Raw genomic sequence first — 15686 nt, 5'->3', positions numbered from 1 at the left:
AACAGGTTGAAATTCCTGTACCACCGTAAACCGTTATGAACGATGGGGTGACGCAGGAGGGTAGTGACGCGGACTGATGGATGTCCGTCCAAGCAGTGAGGCTGATGTGTAGGCAAATCCGCACATCATTAAGGCTGGGCTGTGATGGGGAGCGAAAATTATAGTAGCGAAGGTCATGATCTCACACTGCCAAGAAAAGCCTCTAGTCAGGTGAAGGTGCCCGTACCGCAAACCGACACAGGTAGGCGAGAAGAGAATTCTAAGGCGCGCGGAAGAACTCTCGTTAAGGAACTCGGCAAAATGACCCCGTAACTTCGGGAGAAGGGGTGCCCCGGTAGTGTGAATAGCACGAGGGGGCCGCAGTGAAAAGGCCCAAGCGACTGTTTAACAAAAACACAGGTCTGTGCGAAGCCGTAAGGCGAAGTATACGGGCTGACGCCTGCCCGGTGCTGGAAGGTTAAGGGGAGTGGTTAGGAGCAATCCGAAGCTATGAACCGAAGCCCCAGTAAACGGCGGCCGTAACTATAACGGTCCTAAGGTAGCGAAATTCCTTGTCAGGTAAATTCTGACCCGCACGAATGGCGTAACGATTTGGGCGCTGTCTCAACGAGAGATCCGGTGAAATTTTAATACCTGTGAAGATGCAGGTTACCCGCGACAAGACGGAAAGACCCCATGGAGCTTTACTGCAGCTTGATATTGGATTTGGGTACGATCTGTACAGGATAGGTGGGAGCCTAAGAAACAGGAGCGCAAGCTTCTGTGGAGGCGCCGTTGGGATACCACCCTGATCGTATCTAGGTTCTAACCTAGTACCGTAAACCGGTGCGGGGACAGTGTCTGGTGGGCAGTTTGACTGGGGCGGTCGCCTCCTAAAGAGTAACGGAGGCGCCCCAAGGTTCCCTCAGAATGGTTGGAAATCATTCGAAGAGTGCAAAGGCATAAGGGAGCTTGACTGCGAGACCTACAAGTCGAGCAGGGACGAAAGTCGGGCTTAGTGATCCGGTGGTACCGCATGGAAGGGCCATCGCTCAACGGATAAAAGCTACCCTGGGGATAACAGGCTTATCTCCCCCAAGAGTCCACATCGACGGGGAGGTTTGGCACCTCGATGTCGGCTCATCGCATCCTGGGGCTGAAGTAGGTCCCAAGGGTTGGGCTGTTCGCCCATTAAAGCGGTACGCGAGCTGGGTTCAGAACGTCGTGAGACAGTTCGGTCCCTATCTGTCGTGGGCGTAGGAAATTTGAGAGGAGCTGTCCTTAGTACGAGAGGACCGGGATGGACGTACCGCTGGTGCACCAGTTGTTCCGCCAGGAGCATGGCTGGGTAGCTACGTACGGAAGGGATAAGCGCTGAAAGCATCTAAGCGTGAAGCCCCCCTCAAGATGAGATTTCCCAATTAGTAAGACCCCTTGAAGACGACGAGGTAGATAGGTTGGAGGTGGAAGTGCAGCAATGCATGGAGCTGACCAATACTAATCGGTCGAGGGCTTATCCTACAAGTTTCACGAAGTGAAGCTTGCATCGGAAGCATATGCTTTGAACTACGGTGTGAGGTACTTCGGAAACACTATTCGCAAACGTTTCGTATCTAGTTTTCAGGGAGTCAATCTCTGTAACTTACAATAAGGTTATGATGGAGAGATACCCAAGTGGCTATAAGGGGACCCTCTGCTAAGGGGTTAGACTGCGAAAGTGGTGCGAGGGTTCGAATCCCTCTCTCTCCGCCATTTATATAACCTGAATGTACCATGTATTGATATGGCGGTGTAGCTCAGCTGGCTAGAGCGTACGGTTCATACCCGTGAGGTCGGGGGTTCGATCCCCTCCGCCGCTACCATACATACCTGGAGGCTTAGCTCAGCTGGGAGAGCATCTGCCTTACAAGCAGAGGGTCGGGGGTTCGAACCCCTCAGCCTCCACCATTGATTTTTAGAATTGAATACGCCGGTGTAGCTCAACTGGTAGAGCAACTGACTTGTAATCAGTAGGTTGGGGGTTCAAGTCCTCTCGCCGGCACCAGTTATTTTAAATGCGGAACTGTGGTGTAGAGGCCTAACATGCCTGCCTGTCACGCAGGAGACCGCGGGTTCGAATCCCGTCAGTTCCGCCATTTATTATACTCAATGGTTGGATTTATGTGCGAAGTCAAATCGCTTCTCACTATTTTTTTGTAAAAACTTAATATGGCTCGGTAGCTCAGTCGGTAGAGCAGAGGACTGAAAATCCTCGTGTCGGCGGTTCGATTCCGTCCCGAGCCACCTTTAACTCTGGAGGATTAGCGAAGTGGCCAAACGCATCAGACTGTAAATCTGCTCCCGTACGGGTTCGGTGGTTCGAATCCATCATCCTCCACCAGTTTTAAGAGCCATTAGCTCAGTTGGTAGAGCACCTGACTTTTAATCAGGGTGTCGAAGGTTCGAGTCCTTCATGGCTCATCACAGAAGTCGTCAACAATGTTGACGGCTTTTTTGTTGCATTTCAGTTGTCTGCGGTAGATATGCTAAAATAATAAGAAAATGACAAAGTGGTGGAGTCATCAATGGTGGAGATGGAGCAAATACTTCTGAACTTGAAGAACGCGTTAGGGATTCCTATGGCGCTCAAATCGTTGGATGAGCACGAGACCGCAATGGTGATGGAATCTTTGAAGCGGCCCAGCCTTCAAGAACAGGCATCAGACGGAAAGTCTTATACTGTATCGCGAATGAAGAATCGTAATAAAGAACTGATTGATGCAGGAGCTGTTTATTATACGGGTCAGGGTGAAGTATGGTTTGCGATCCCTGCTCATAATGAATTGCCTGTAGTGATTACAGCACCGGCTGCTATGGTGACGGAGTCCGAAGTGAAGCTGATTGGATTGCTGTTGTCCAGTATAGCGGATAGTACCTCCTCTGTTAAAGGTTCACGGAACGATGTCAAAGCGGAAGAAGAGCGGAATGCCCAACTGATGGGTGTATGGCTGAACGCACGTGTAGATGCGGAGGAATATCAAGTTGGATTGCCGGAGGAATTTTCCGAAAAAATGGCTATGTCCGAGGAAATGATTCCTTTTTTGCTTACTAATGAAAGTGAGCATCCGGCGAACACCACCTTTAAATCGCTGCAAAGGCTGCTTCGCAGCTATTTTGGCGGAGAGATTGTATTGGTTCCGTTGCAGGAGAAGGAGTGGCTTGTCCTTGCTGACCCTCAGCTGCTAGACGAACTGACGGATGAGAAGGATGATACTACAGGCGAAGGAGATCAGGACTTGCTTTCCCTCTTTTGCATGGGATTGTATGAACTGGTTTCGAACGAATGGGTGGGGGACTTCCACATTGCCGCTATTCCGGCTGTAAAAGTGCAGCAAGCTCTTCCTGATGGTCTAATGCAGCTGCGTAAAACGATGATCATCGGGCGAACCTTTCAGGTCAAGGAACATATTCATTTATCGACGGGTCTTCATTTGGAGCGCCTGTTGTTCAGTATTCCGGAACCGCAGCGAAGTCGGTTTTTAGAGGAGTATGCCAGCCATCATACGGATGTGTTTGAAGATACGGAAACTTTGTCTACACTGGAAAGCTTTTTTGAATTGGACTGCAATGTGAGTGAGACGGCTAAGAGGCTTTATATTCACCGAAATACGCTTTTGTACCGTCTGGATAAGATTAAGCAGGAGACGGGCCTGGATGTCCGGAGCTTCAGCGATGCGGTTTTGGTGAAAATTACGCTTCTATTGTATAAAGTAACGAAAAGGAAATGAGTTTTTTGTGCAGATTGTGTATAGCCAGTCAGGTGCCTATGGGGTAATATATAGACTATAAAATGTATTCGATTTCATAACACTTAATATGAGGGGGCAAAAAGCATGGCAGGCGTACGTTTAGAGCACATTTACAAGAAATATGCAGGATCCGATAAGGCAACAGTAATCGATGTTAACCTCGATATTAAAGATAAAGAGTTTCTGGTTTTGGTAGGACCTTCCGGTTGCGGTAAATCCACAACTTTGCGGATGATCGCTGGACTCGAAGAAATTTCCGAAGGTAAACTCTACATTGGTGACCGTGTAGTTAACGATGTAGCTCCTAAAGACCGTGACATCGCGATGGTATTCCAATCCTACGCCTTGTATCCGCACATGAATGTGTATCAGAACATGGCCTTTGGCTTGAAGCTTCGTAAAGTTAAGAAAGACGAGATCGACAAGCGTGTTCGTGAAGCAGCAAGAATTTTGGATATTGAGCATTTGCTGGAGCGTAAGCCAAAAGCTCTCTCCGGTGGTCAACGTCAGCGTGTTGCCTTGGGCCGTGCGATTGTCCGTGATCCGCAAGTCTTCTTGATGGATGAGCCGCTTTCCAACTTGGATGCTAAATTGCGTGGTCAGATGCGTGCTGAAATTACAAAGCTGGTTAAACGTCTTGAAACCACTTGTATCTATGTAACGCATGACCAAACGGAAGCTATGACGATGGGTGACCGTATCGTAGTTATGCAAGATGGAATTATTCAGCAGGCTGATTCTCCAGAGCAGCTGTACAACAGTCCAAGCAACTTGTTTGTTGCCGGCTTTATTGGTTCCCCAACAATGAACTTCATCAACGGTAAATTGTCCGAGCAAAACGGCGAAGTGTACTTCACAGCTGAAGGTTTGAACGTACAAGTACCAGGTGGTAAAGCACAGCTTCTGAAGAACAAATCCATGATCGGTAAAGAAGTGATTTTGGGACTTCGTCCAGAAGATATTCATGAAGAGCCAGTGTTCTTGGAAGCTTCTCCAAACACAATCTTCAGCGCAAAAGTTGACGTTACTGAGAACTTGGGTCACGAAATGCTCTTGTACCTGAGTGGCTTGGGTACTGAAACGGTTATCGGCCGTGTAGACGGACGTTCCACAACTCGTGAAAGTGATAACGTTAAATTGGCAATCGACATGAACAAAGTTCATATCTTTGATAAAGAGTCCGAACTGAACGTTTTGTTGGGAGACTAATTCTCCAACAGTCGGGCTTTCCATGAAAAACCGCCCTGTGGGGCGGTTTTTTTTAGATATAAGGTAAGATTTACGGATAATCGCAGAAGATTACCGGACACATATTTGGAGTTTTTTGAGATGGTGGGAGCACTGGGCAAGATTGCAATTAGTGCTAATTTCCTTTAAGATATCAGGAAGTAAGGCTTACATAACTGTTAGTCTAGTGGGCAGATGAATATTCAATCTGCGTGTTATTTGCAGGTTTTTCTTCATCTTGATTCATTAGGATTGAAGGAAAGGTAATCTGTATTCTTAATTACAAACGATAACATTTGTGAGCGGGCCAGATGTCTGGGCCGCGTTATGATTTTCAACATACGGACGAAAAGGGGTAAGACCATGGCCAAAAAAGTGAAAGTGTCTGAGCTGGTTCAGCAGTTCCAGCTGGAGGTCATCTCAGGCGAAGAAGGTTTGAAACGTCAAATTACAACGGACGATCTCAACCGCCCAGGCTTGGAAATGGCGGGTTATTTTGAATATCATCCACGGGATCGAGTTCAGCTGCTGGGTCGGACCGAATTAGCTTTTTTTGCAATGCTGAAGCCTGAGGAGCGCAGAGAGCGTATGCGGAGTCTTTGCACGGATGAGACACCTTGCATTGTCGTTACACGTTCATTGGAAGTTCCTGAAGAGTTGGTGGAAGTTAGCAATGAAAAAGGTCTGTCTGTGCTGCGAAGCAGTATGGCGACAACAATTTTGACAAGCCGGATCACCGGCTTTTTGGAGCGCAAGCTTGCTCCGACGACAACCATCCACGGGGTACTGTGTGATGTCTATGGTGTGGGTATGCTCATTACCGGAACAAGCGGTATCGGTAAGAGTGAGACTGCGCTGGAGCTTGTGAAACGGGGTCACCGTCTGATTGCAGATGATGCGGTAGAAATCCGTCAAACGTCGGACTTTCAGCTGCATGGTACAGCACCGGAATTAATCCGTCACTTGCTGGAGATCCGCGGGGTTGGCATCATTAACGTAATGACACTGTTCGGTGCGGGTGCGGTCCGGAATAACAAACGGATTACGCTCGTTGTACGTCTTGAAGCCTGGCAGCAGGACAAACAGTATGACCGTCTGGGATTGGATGAAGAGACAACGCGCATTATTGATACGGACGTGCCGCTGGTTACGATTCCGGTTCGTCCAGGACGAAACCTGGCCGTTATCATCGAGGTAGCCGGGATGAACTACCGGTTGAAACAGATGGGTCTGAATGCAGCGCTGCAGTTTACGAACAAACTAACGGCAACCATTGCCGATGATATGGATGATTTGGACTAGGGGGGAATTCAATGTCAACATTGCTGATCGATCCGATTGCTTTTTCCATTGGATCGCTGCGCGTCCACTGGTATGGAATCATTTTGGGTTTGAGCGCTTTGGCAGGGCTGCTACTTGTTATCCGTGAAGGGAAACGCTTTGGCATTCCTCAGGAGTTCTTCATGGATCTGTTGCTTCTAGGCGTGCCTTCAGCCATTATTGGAGCAAGAATTTATTATGTTGCTTTCAAATGGGAAGATTATAAAGATAACTTTATCGATGTATTCAAAATATGGAACGGTGGTATAGCCATTTACGGCGCCCTGATCGGCGCTATCATATGTGCAATTATTTATGTTCGTTATAAAGGATATAAATTTTGGCGGATTGCAGACATGTGTGCACCCGCGCTGCTCTTGGGTCAGATGATTGGACGTTGGGGTAACTTTGTCAATCAGGAAGCCTACGGCGGTCCAGTAGAAGCGTCTTTTCTTCGGGATAAACTTCATCTGCCGGATTTTATCGTGAATCAAATGAATGTGGAAGGTGTGTTTCATCATCCGACCTTCCTTTATGAATCAATGTGGAATTTCGTAGGGATTCTTCTGTTACTCGTGCTACGCAGACAGAAGTTCCTGCGTATGGGTGAGCTGTTTATTGGATATTTCATCTGGTACTCCATCGGACGATTCTTTATCGAGGCAGTTCGTACAGATAGTTTGGCATTTCAAGGATCTTCGGGCCTGGAATCCTTCATCAATGCTCTGTGGAGTCCGATGACCTGGATGGGCTTCGAGCAGGGTTACTTGGATCCAATGTACGGAAACATCCGTATTTCACAACTGCTGCCAATAATTATAGTTGTTGCCGGAATTATACTGATTATTGTTCGACGGGTAACCGGGAGAGCGAATGAACGTTATCTGGACCCGATCGTCTGCACCAAACCAGGAGTAGCTCCAACACCGGAAGCATCTCTGAACCGTAAACAACCGCAAGTCAGCAAACCGAAACCAGCGCAAACACCATCGCCTAATCCGTCGTCTGTTCATGACACGAGCGCACTGGATTCGGCCGATAAAGCAGGACCGGATGACTCCCCGCTGGATGAGAGCCAACGCTCCAAGAGTGAGGCGGAGGACAAAAAGGAGTAGGACAGCATGATAGAAACCGTATTGTTTGATCTGGATGGAACCATTATAGATACGAATGAATTAATTATATCCTCGTTTATGCATGTATTTGAAAAGGGGCCGAAAGGGCCTCTGACGAGGGAAGGCATTATCCCGCATATGGGTACGACATTGGAATATCAGCTTCAAACCTTTTCCGGACTTGACGATGTGAGCCAACTGGTCCCTCTTTACCGTACATACAATCAACAGCATCATGATGAGATGGTCCGTCCGTTCCCTTATGTGAATGAGGTGGTCGAATGGCTGCATGGTCAAGGAATATCCATGGGTATTGTTACAACAAAAATTCGTCCATCGACACTAATGACATTGGAAAAATTCAATTTGGAAAAGTATATGTCCGTTGTGGTCACGGTTAATGATGTTGAGAACCCGAAACCGCATCCAGAACCCGTACTGACGGCCGTGAAGAGTCTTGGCTGCAATCCGGAGACTACCTTGATGGTAGGCGACAGTTCTGTAGACATTCAGTCCGCGAAGGCTGCTGGAGTACAAGCTGCTGGTGTAGCCTGGTCCCTGAAAGGTGAGCAGCTGCTAAGGGATAAAGGTGCGGATTATATTTTAAAAGACATGCGGGACATATATACAATCGTAGGACAGAAACAGGAATAGGAGCCAAGGTGCAATGGCTAGAAAGGTAACCCGCCACCCTGTGGAGGGGCATAACGCGTTGTGGCATATATACCGCACAGTGAGTCCGTTCAAGGGAGTCAAAAACTTTATTTTCGTTCAATTGGCCCGCTACTGTCCTGTGCTCCCGATGAAAAATTGGATCTACCGGAACGTGCTCGGGATGAAGGTTGGCAAGCATACCGCTTTTGGATTAATGGTTATGGTGGATGTATTTTTCCCGGAAAAGATAACGGTTGGCGAAAACTCTGTCATTGGTTATAACACTACAATCCTCGCTCATGAATACCTCATTCGGGAATATCGGCTTGGTGAAGTTATTATTGGTGAAAATGTATTGATTGGTGCCAATACGACGATTTTGCCTGGGGTTACGATTGGTGACGGTGCTGTGGTTGCGGCTGGTGCGGTAGTTCATAAGGATGTGGCTCCGGGCGCTTTTGTGGGCGGTAATCCGCTGCGCGAACTTCATCGGACAACACCGGAAGAGGAGTTAATTTGAGCCAAAGTCCTGCCTTAGGTTCCAAAATAGCTGTTTTTGTTGTAAAATGAATAAGGTAAACAACACGAGAACAATAAATGAATGGTCCCCCTGGTAAACAGCCTTGTGGGGCTTTTTCCTTGACATAAAGTCTGAGTTTCATCTATCTCTAGTATTACTGGAAATAGCAAACAGCCGCCCCTACACGCTCTGTTGTCGTTAAGCCAAGCTGAGCGTTTTTTATTTTGCCGCTTTGGGTGTCTGTTTCTACTCTATTTTTAAAGGAGAATTAAAACATGGAAGCTACTCAAATCAAGAAAGAACGGCTGCCGCAGCTGGATATATATCGTGCGCTGGCCATTCTGGGCGTACTGCATGTGCATGCGACCTCATTTGCGACTGTGGATGCGATCGACTCTCGCTTCTACTATATTATTAACTTTCTGAATATATTTTTTAAGTACGGGACGCCATCGTTTATCTTTCTAAGCAGTTTTGTCCTGTTCTACAATTATTATGACCGTCCATTGACCAAGAGTCTGATCACCAATTTCTATAAAAGACGGCTGCTGTACATTCTGCTCCCTTATCTGCTTATTTCGATAGGTTATTTTTTCGTCAGACTGTATCAAAATGGTCTTCTGAACAGCTCGCTGGATCTCGGTGCACAGCTTCCGGTGTTTTTTGAACGACTGGCGAAGGGTCAGAACTACACGCACTTATACTTTGTGTTTATCAGTCTGCAGTTCTACATTCTGTTCCCGTTATTCCTGAAGCTGTTTAAATCGTCGAAATTTCTTGTACGCTGGGCGGTGCCGATCGGTTTCCTGCTTCAGTGGGGCTTTATCGTATGGAACAAGTATGAGCTGCATTACTCAACGAAAGGCAGTCTTGCGATTTCCTATTTGGCCTACTACATGCTGGGTGCTTATCTGGCGATCAATTACGACAAGTATAAAGTATGGCTAACTTCGGCATGGAAGAAACAGACCTCCGGTCAAAAGCGTGCTACGATTGCTCTTTGGGGCGGATGGCTGTTGATGGCGTTGACACATGTGCAGATTTGGTACAACACGCGTCTGCTTGGAGCAAAGTACGACTCGTTATGGTATGAATTTCTATGGAACATGCATACGGTCTTCTCAGCAATAGTTCTGATGCAGGCTGCCAACTGGCTATATCAAAGCGGTTGGAAGAAGATCATTGCTGTCTTGACGCGGATTGGTGAGCTTTCCTTTGCCATTTATCTGGTACATCCGTTGTGGCTTGCGTTCTATCGTATGTACGATTTCAATTTGAATCCGGTGACCGATGATTACCTGATGTGGATCTATGGTGGTATGGTGTCAGCACTTATTGTGAGTGCACTGGTCGTTCAGTTCATTTTGAGACGAATTCCAGGTTCATGGGTTCTGCTTGGTAGTGTGCCGCGTTCCCTGAAGCCGAAGGCGCCTTCGAAACCAGAGCGCCAGAAGCAGGAGTCTGTGGCAGGAGACAGCAAGAAATCGGTTGATTTGTAAGAAAATAATTTCAGGCTATTAGCCAGCTTGAAGCCGTCCGGTAATCGGACGGCTTTTTTTTGCATTGTTGAATCATTATATATTCCACTTGTTAGACGAAGGTAGGTTATAATGACAGAATGAACATAACGGATTGACGATGAGGCGAGATCTATGGTAATATAGCCAATATTCTTTACTTTGGTAGCACGGTAGTACTTTAATTTAATAAAGAATATTTAAGGGTTGAGGTGTAATGTCATGTCTAAACCAAAAGGCTTTGAAAAACCGGCTGGCGTTCGGGACTATCTCCCACATGCGGTAGCAAGATTGCGCCGGATCGAGCAGCAAGTGCTCGCGTGCATGGACCGCTGGGGATATCGGCAGATCATGACGCCAACGATGGAATATTACGATACGGTTGGTGTCGCAAGTTCGACGTCTGACCAGAAGCTGTTTAAGCTACTAAACAACCGGGGCACGACGATGGTGCTCCGTTCGGATATAACAGCACCGATTGCCAGAGTGGTGGCATCGCTGCTGAAGGAAGAGCCGCTGCCTATTCGTCTTTCGTACCACGCGAATGTGTTTCGCGCGATTGAAGAAGAGGCCGGACGGGAGGCCGAGTTCTTTCAGACTGGTGTGGAACTGGTTGGCGATGATTCACCAGAGGCGGACGCAGAAGTCGTAGCGCTGGCGATTGAATCGCTGCAGGCAGCAGGTGTGGAAAGATTCAGAATAGCACTGGGGCATGTAGGCTTTCTGAACGGCCTGTTGGAAGAGGTACTTCCTGAACGGTTAGAAGATCAGGAGAACCTGAAGCACGATTTACTGAACCGGGATTACGTCGGCTACCGGAATACCATTTCCGGCTTGAGGCTGTCCAGCAGTCAAGCTGATAAGCTAGAGGGGATTCTCCGTTTGCGTGGTGGCAGGGAAATCTGTGAACAGGCTCTGGAGCTGAGCGGTAATTCGTTGGCCCGTGCTTCAATTGAACATCTGTGCAAGGTGTGGGAAGTACTTGAGGCGTATGATGTTTCAGAGCATGTGCTAATCGATCTGACGATGATTGGAGACTTTTCATACTATACGGGGATGACATTTGAAGGATATGCTGCGGAGATCGGATCACCTGTAGCGAGCGGAGGGCGTTACGACAAGCTGCTAAAGCAGTTTGGACGTAATGTTCCTGCAACAGGCTTTGCACTGAAAACTAACCGCATTTTGGATGGTGTCCGAGTGAAGGAGACATCTAAGCAGCTTCCGGTTCTGGTACAATACACCGCTGATTACCGTAAAGAAGGCCTTGCGAAGGCTACTCTGCTACGTAATGAGGGGAAAATTGTTGTCACCACATTAATAACGAGTGCCGATGAGGTTCAAGCTCCTGAGCACGGACTGCTCCATCAAGGCTATGAGGAAATCATCACGTTTTCATAAAATAGATTTGAACGTAAGGAGGTGCGTTAGATGGCGGAAATATTGAAAGTGGCTATGCCTAAAGGGCGAATCTATAAAAAGGCATCCGCGTTGTTCCGTTCAGCCGGATTACCGATTCCCATGGATATCGATGATACGCGTAAGCTGGTCATCCCTTTGCCGGAAGCAGGAATGGAATTTATTCTGGCGAAGCCGGTTGATGTACCGACTTATGTGGAATATGGCGTTGCGGACATCGGTATTGTAGGCAAGGATGTGCTGATGGAAGAGAACAAGGACGTGTATGAGCTACTGGATCTCGGCATCGCAAAATGCCGGATGTCGGTTATTGGACTTCCGGATTGGACGCCGGATATTCAGCAGCGCGTAGCAACCAAATATCCGAATGTGGCGTCGCAATACTTCCGGGAGCAAGGGCAGCAGGTCGAGGTCGTGAAACTGAACGGCTCTATTGAGCTCGCGCCGCTCATTGGCTTGGCGGACCGGATTGTGGATATGGTGGAAACCGGACAGACGCTGAAGGAGAACGGTCTCGTGGAAATGACGAGCCTATTTGAAATTACGAGCCGATTAATCGCCAACCGGGTAAGCTACCGGATGAAGAATCGTGAGATTCAGGAGCTGTGTGACCGCCTGCAACAGGTGATACTGGCTGGGGAAGCGAATAGCTAGAAGAAGTAAATGGACGAAACGAAAAGCATGAAGAGGAGAGGTAAGGGGGAATCTACGGTGAAAGTAGTATCGGTACGGGATTTTAAACTGCAGCGGGAGAGCGATTACGGAACGCCGGAACAGAACGAAACGGTAAAAGCAGTGGTTCAGGCGGTACGTGCGGAAGGAGATGCTGCGCTGCTTCGTTATACGGAACAATTCGATAATGTGAAGCTGGTGAGTCATCAGTTGCGAGTGCCAGAGGCTGAGCTTAAGGCAGCTTATGACCATGTCGAGCCGTCTTTTGTGACCGCGATACGGGCCGCAGCGGATAATATCCGTGCATTTCATATGAAGCAGAAGCGCAGCTCCTGGATGGATCTTCAGCCGGACGGCAGCATTCTCGGACAGATCATTCGGCCGCTGAAGCGGGTCGGTGTGTATGTTCCGGGCGGAAAAGCCGCCTATCCCTCCTCTGTGCTAATGAATGTCATTCCGGCACAGGTAGCCGGAGTACCTGAGATCGTCATGGTTACACCGCCGGCAACTCGGGGAAAAGAGGGTATTGATCCTTATATCTTAGTTGCAGCAGCGGAAGCGGGTGTGACCGAGATTTACCGTGTTGGCGGGGCTCAGGCCATTGCCGCGCTCGCTTACGGAACAGACAGTATTTCCCCAGTAGACAAAATTTGCGGTCCCGGCAATATTTATGTAGCACTCGCTAAACGAGAAGTGTACGGAGTAGTCAACATCGATAGCATGGCAGGGCCGAGTGAAATCGTGGTGCTGGCTGATGATACAGCAGAGCCGTCGTTTATAGCGGCTGACCTTTTGTCACAGGCAGAGCATGACGAGATGGCATCGGCGGTGCTGGTAACACCATCACAGTCGCTTGCAGAAGCCGTATCGGCAGAAGTGGAGCGTCAGCTTGAACTGCTGCCAAGGCGTGACATTGCCCGGGCATCGGTGGACAGTTATGGCGCAATCATCGTGACCGACACCCTCAAGGAGGGCATCGAGGTAGTGAACCGCTTGGCGCCGGAGCATCTTGAGATCGTGACGGAAGAGCCGATGGCTCTTGTAGGCCAGATTGAGAACGCCGGGGCTATTTTCCTCGGGCCATACAGCTCGGAGCCGGTAGGTGATTATTTTGCCGGACCGAACCATATCATTCCGACGAACGGGACCGCGAGATTCGCCTCTCCGGTGGATCTGGATGACTTCATCAAGAAGTCGAGCATGATTTATTACAGCAAGGAGGCACTGCTCCGTGACGGTGAGACGATCATGGAGCTGGCCCGGCGGGAAGGACTGGAAGGTCACGCACGGGCGATCAGTGTTCGGCTGGAGCAAGAGCAGAAGGAGAAGAAGTAGGAGTCAGAGTCATATACAAGGGGGAAAACATCGTGAGCAGCTTTGAAGCGAAAGGGCGGACATCGAGTGTCAGCCGCAAGACGAACGAGACGGACATTTCACTTGAATTTAACATAGACGGGACCGGTGTATCTGAGCTGGAGACTGATGTTCCTTTTCTGAACCATATGCTGGATCTGTTCACAAAGCACGGACAATTCGATCTCAGCGTGAAAGCGAATGGGGACATCGAGATTGATGATCACCATACGGTGGAGGACATTGGGATCTGCCTTGGACAGGTGCTGCGTGAAGCTCTGGGGGATAAAAAGGGCATCAAACGTTATGCGAGTGTGTTTGTGCCGATGGATGAGGCGCTTGCGCAGGTCGTTATCGACATTAGTAACCGCCCACATTTTGAATATCGGGCAGAGTATCCTTCCCAGCAGGTTGGATCGTTTCATACGGAGCTGGTGCATGAGTTTTTATGGAAGCTGGCGCTGGAAGCACGGATGACGCTGCACGTCATCGTCCATTACGGACATAACACACACCATATGATTGAAGCCGTGTTCAAAGCGCTTGGCCGTGCTCTGGATGAGGCGACTAGCATTGATCCGCGTGTGACGGGAGTACCGTCCACGAAGGGAGTGCTGTAAGTCATGGCCATCGCGATTGTGGATTACGGCATGGGCAATTTGCACAGTGTAAGCAAGGCGGTAGAGCGGCTCGGATATGAGCCGCTTGTTACCGGGGAGCGGGAGGCCATTTTGGCGGCAGATGCTATTATCTTGCCTGGGGTCGGCGCATTTGGCGATGCGATGGAGCATCTGCGCGAGACGGGTCTCGACGCGGTGATGAAAGAGGCAGCATTCGGACCGAAGCCACTGCTCGGCATATGCCTCGGCATGCAGCTCCTGTTCAGTCAAAGCGAGGAGCATGGACGTCATGAAGGGCTGAATATTTTGCCTGGATCGGTAGTGCGGTTTACCGGTGGCGATTACAAGGTGCCTCATATGGGCTGGAACCGTCTGGAGTTCAACCATCCGGAACATCCGCTGTTCGCGGGGCTTGAGGAAGGGCATGTGTATTTTGTGCATTCGTATCATGTCCTTCCTGAGGCGGAGTCCCATCTGCTTGCAGTAACGGATTACGGTCAGCCGGTGACAGCGATTGTTGGGAACGGCTCTGTATACGGCATGCAGTTCCACCCCGAGAAAAGCGGGGAACTTGGTATGAGCCTGCTGCGTAATTTTTTGGTGCTGACGGATTCAAAAGCTTAATAACTTAGGAAGCGGGGATGAACATGTCATCTTTTATCATATATCCGGCGATTGATATTTTAGGAGGCAAGTGTGTCAGACTTGTACAGGGCGATTATAACCAAGAGACGGTGTATAACGACAGTCCGCTGAATGTGGCGCGTTCCTGGGAGGAGCAGGGCGGCAAGTACATTCATCTGGTTGACCTGGATGGGGCTAAAGCGGGCCATCCTGTGAATGATGCCATTATCGGTGAAATCGCAGCAAAAGCAAATGTTCCTGTACAGGTGGGTGGTGGACTACGAACGCTTGCTGATGTCGAACGTTTGCTGTCCATTGGCGTAAGCCGGGTGATCATCGGTACGGCAGCGATTGAAGACCGTGCATTTACCGAGGAAGTACTGGGCAAATACGGTGATAAGGTCGCCATCGGCATTGATGCGCGTAACGGATATGTAGCGACTCGCGGCTGGCTGGAGACGTCCGAGGTACAGGCTGAAATACTGGCAAAAGAGCTGGCTTCTAAAGGTGCAGAGACGTTTATATTCACTGATATATCGCGTGATGGCATGATGCAAGGACCGAATGTGGAGGCCATTGTGTCGCTGGCCAAGGCGAGCGGACGAACGGTTATTGCTTCCGGAGGCGTGACCAGGCTGGATGATCTTAAAGCACTCAGCAAGCACCGTTTGGACGGTGTTGGAGGTGCTATTGTTGGTAAGGCGCTGTATACAGGAAGCATTGAGCTGAGTGAAGCGGTAAACGTCATCGGTTAGAGATTAGATAGACTTAGTTAGGCTGCTGAAGGGATTGGAGACGTTCATTTTTCTCGCGATTCGATTGGGGTCGGGGATCGTTTAGTGAGGTTGTGGTAAAGGTGAATGTGCTGGTTATTGCTA

13 protein-coding genes, 8 tRNA genes and 1 rRNA gene (1 of these 22 only partly in view) are annotated in these 15686 nt (G+C 49.0%); all 22 read left to right on the top strand.

What is annotated here, in order from left to right; genetic code table 11:
- Positions 1-1500, top strand: a 23S ribosomal RNA gene (locus tag AC2TF5_RS27210) (it extends 1427 nt beyond the left edge of the window).
- 139 nt (positions 1501-1639) lie between these two features.
- Positions 1640-1731, top strand: a tRNA-Ser gene (locus tag AC2TF5_RS27205).
- 33 nt (positions 1732-1764) lie between these two features.
- A tRNA-Met gene (locus tag AC2TF5_RS27200) sits at positions 1765-1841 on the top strand.
- Positions 1842-1850: 9 nt separating this feature from the next.
- A tRNA-Val gene (locus tag AC2TF5_RS27195) sits at positions 1851-1926 on the top strand.
- A gap of 21 nt (positions 1927-1947) precedes the next feature.
- Positions 1948-2023: transfer RNA gene (locus tag AC2TF5_RS27190), tRNA-Thr, on the top strand.
- A 14-nt stretch (positions 2024-2037) separates the two neighbouring features.
- Positions 2038-2114, top strand: a tRNA-Asp gene (locus tag AC2TF5_RS27185).
- Positions 2115-2189: 75 nt separating this feature from the next.
- A tRNA-Phe gene (locus AC2TF5_RS27180) sits at positions 2190-2262 on the top strand.
- A gap of 11 nt (positions 2263-2273) precedes the next feature.
- A tRNA-Tyr gene (locus AC2TF5_RS27175) sits at positions 2274-2359 on the top strand.
- A 7-nt stretch (positions 2360-2366) separates the two neighbouring features.
- A tRNA-Lys gene (locus tag AC2TF5_RS27170) sits at positions 2367-2439 on the top strand.
- 104 nt (positions 2440-2543) lie between these two features.
- On the top strand, positions 2544-3746 hold the full coding sequence (locus AC2TF5_RS27165; protein ID WP_491300173.1) for a PucR family transcriptional regulator: 1203 nt from the start codon (positions 2544-2546) through the stop codon (positions 3744-3746).
- Between the two features lie 105 nt (positions 3747-3851).
- Complete coding sequence (locus AC2TF5_RS27160) at positions 3852-4976, top strand: ABC transporter ATP-binding protein (RefSeq protein ID WP_491300172.1); 1125 nt, start codon at positions 3852-3854, stop codon at positions 4974-4976.
- 381 nt (positions 4977-5357) lie between these two features.
- Positions 5358-6296, top strand: a complete 939-nt coding sequence (hprK, locus tag AC2TF5_RS27155) for an HPr(Ser) kinase/phosphatase (protein ID WP_241931452.1) — start codon at positions 5358-5360, stop codon at positions 6294-6296.
- Between the two features lie 11 nt (positions 6297-6307).
- Positions 6308-7429 (top strand): prolipoprotein diacylglyceryl transferase, encoded by a 1122-nt coding sequence (gene lgt / locus AC2TF5_RS27150; protein ID WP_491300171.1) that lies wholly within the window; start codon positions 6308-6310, stop codon positions 7427-7429.
- Positions 7430-7435: 6 nt separating this feature from the next.
- Positions 7436-8083 carry a pyrophosphatase PpaX gene (ppaX, locus tag AC2TF5_RS27145; protein WP_491300170.1) on the top strand — a complete coding sequence of 216 codons (648 nt, stop codon included), beginning with the start codon at positions 7436-7438 and terminating at the stop codon, positions 8081-8083.
- Positions 8084-8096: 13 nt separating this feature from the next.
- Entirely contained in the window at positions 8097-8603 is a 507-nt protein-coding gene (locus tag AC2TF5_RS27140) for an acyltransferase (protein ID WP_491300169.1), read from the top strand.
- A 275-nt stretch (positions 8604-8878) separates the two neighbouring features.
- Positions 8879-10102: an acyltransferase gene (locus AC2TF5_RS27135; protein WP_491300168.1), complete on the top strand. Its 1224-nt coding sequence runs from the start codon at positions 8879-8881 to the stop codon at positions 10100-10102.
- Positions 10103-10342: 240 nt separating this feature from the next.
- Positions 10343-11521 carry an ATP phosphoribosyltransferase regulatory subunit gene (locus AC2TF5_RS27130; RefSeq protein ID WP_491300167.1) on the top strand — a complete coding sequence of 393 codons (1179 nt, stop codon included), beginning with the start codon at positions 10343-10345 and terminating at the stop codon, positions 11519-11521.
- Positions 11522-11551: 30 nt separating this feature from the next.
- Complete coding sequence (hisG, locus tag AC2TF5_RS27125) at positions 11552-12193, top strand: ATP phosphoribosyltransferase (protein WP_491300166.1); 642 nt, start codon at positions 11552-11554, stop codon at positions 12191-12193.
- 57 nt (positions 12194-12250) lie between these two features.
- On the top strand, positions 12251-13546 hold the full coding sequence (gene hisD, locus AC2TF5_RS27120; protein ID WP_491300165.1) for a histidinol dehydrogenase: 1296 nt from the start codon (positions 12251-12253) through the stop codon (positions 13544-13546).
- A 32-nt stretch (positions 13547-13578) separates the two neighbouring features.
- Entirely contained in the window at positions 13579-14184 is a 606-nt protein-coding gene (hisB, locus tag AC2TF5_RS27115; protein WP_491300164.1) for an imidazoleglycerol-phosphate dehydratase HisB, read from the top strand.
- A gap of 3 nt (positions 14185-14187) precedes the next feature.
- Entirely contained in the window at positions 14188-14808 is a 621-nt protein-coding gene (gene hisH / locus AC2TF5_RS27110) for an imidazole glycerol phosphate synthase subunit HisH (RefSeq protein ID WP_491300163.1), read from the top strand.
- A 23-nt stretch (positions 14809-14831) separates the two neighbouring features.
- Positions 14832-15563: a 1-(5-phosphoribosyl)-5-[(5-phosphoribosylamino)methylideneamino]imidazole-4-carboxamide isomerase gene (hisA, locus tag AC2TF5_RS27105; protein WP_491300162.1), complete on the top strand. Its 732-nt coding sequence runs from the start codon at positions 14832-14834 to the stop codon at positions 15561-15563.
- Positions 15564-15686: the final 123 nt, after the last annotated feature.

Source organism: Paenibacillus sp. JNUCC 34 (genome assembly GCF_058269055.1).
The sequence above is the reverse complement of the archived record's forward strand: the minus strand, read 5'-3'. Positions and strand labels throughout refer to the sequence as shown.

What these genes read in the sequence shown, in the direction of transcription:
- AC2TF5_RS27165 (WP_491300173.1), top strand. Translation starts at nt 2,544, where the DNA reads ATGGTGGAGATGGAGCAAATACTTCTGAACTTGAAGAACGCGTTAGGG.
- AC2TF5_RS27160 (WP_491300172.1), top strand. Translation starts at nt 3,852, where the DNA reads ATGGCAGGCGTACGTTTAGAGCACATTTACAAGAAATATGCAGGATCC.
- hprK (WP_241931452.1), top strand. Translation starts at nt 5,358, where the DNA reads ATGGCCAAAAAAGTGAAAGTGTCTGAGCTGGTTCAGCAGTTCCAGCTG.
- lgt (WP_491300171.1), top strand. Translation starts at nt 6,308, where the DNA reads ATGTCAACATTGCTGATCGATCCGATTGCTTTTTCCATTGGATCGCTG.
- ppaX (WP_491300170.1), top strand. Translation starts at nt 7,436, where the DNA reads ATGATAGAAACCGTATTGTTTGATCTGGATGGAACCATTATAGATACG.
- AC2TF5_RS27140 (WP_491300169.1), top strand. Translation starts at nt 8,097, where the DNA reads ATGGCTAGAAAGGTAACCCGCCACCCTGTGGAGGGGCATAACGCGTTG.
- AC2TF5_RS27135 (WP_491300168.1), top strand. Translation starts at nt 8,879, where the DNA reads ATGGAAGCTACTCAAATCAAGAAAGAACGGCTGCCGCAGCTGGATATA.
- AC2TF5_RS27130 (WP_491300167.1), top strand. Translation starts at nt 10,343, where the DNA reads ATGTCTAAACCAAAAGGCTTTGAAAAACCGGCTGGCGTTCGGGACTAT.
- hisG (WP_491300166.1), top strand. Translation starts at nt 11,552, where the DNA reads ATGGCGGAAATATTGAAAGTGGCTATGCCTAAAGGGCGAATCTATAAA.
- hisH (WP_491300163.1), top strand. Translation starts at nt 14,188, where the DNA reads ATGGCCATCGCGATTGTGGATTACGGCATGGGCAATTTGCACAGTGTA.
- hisA (WP_491300162.1), top strand. Translation starts at nt 14,832, where the DNA reads ATGTCATCTTTTATCATATATCCGGCGATTGATATTTTAGGAGGCAAG.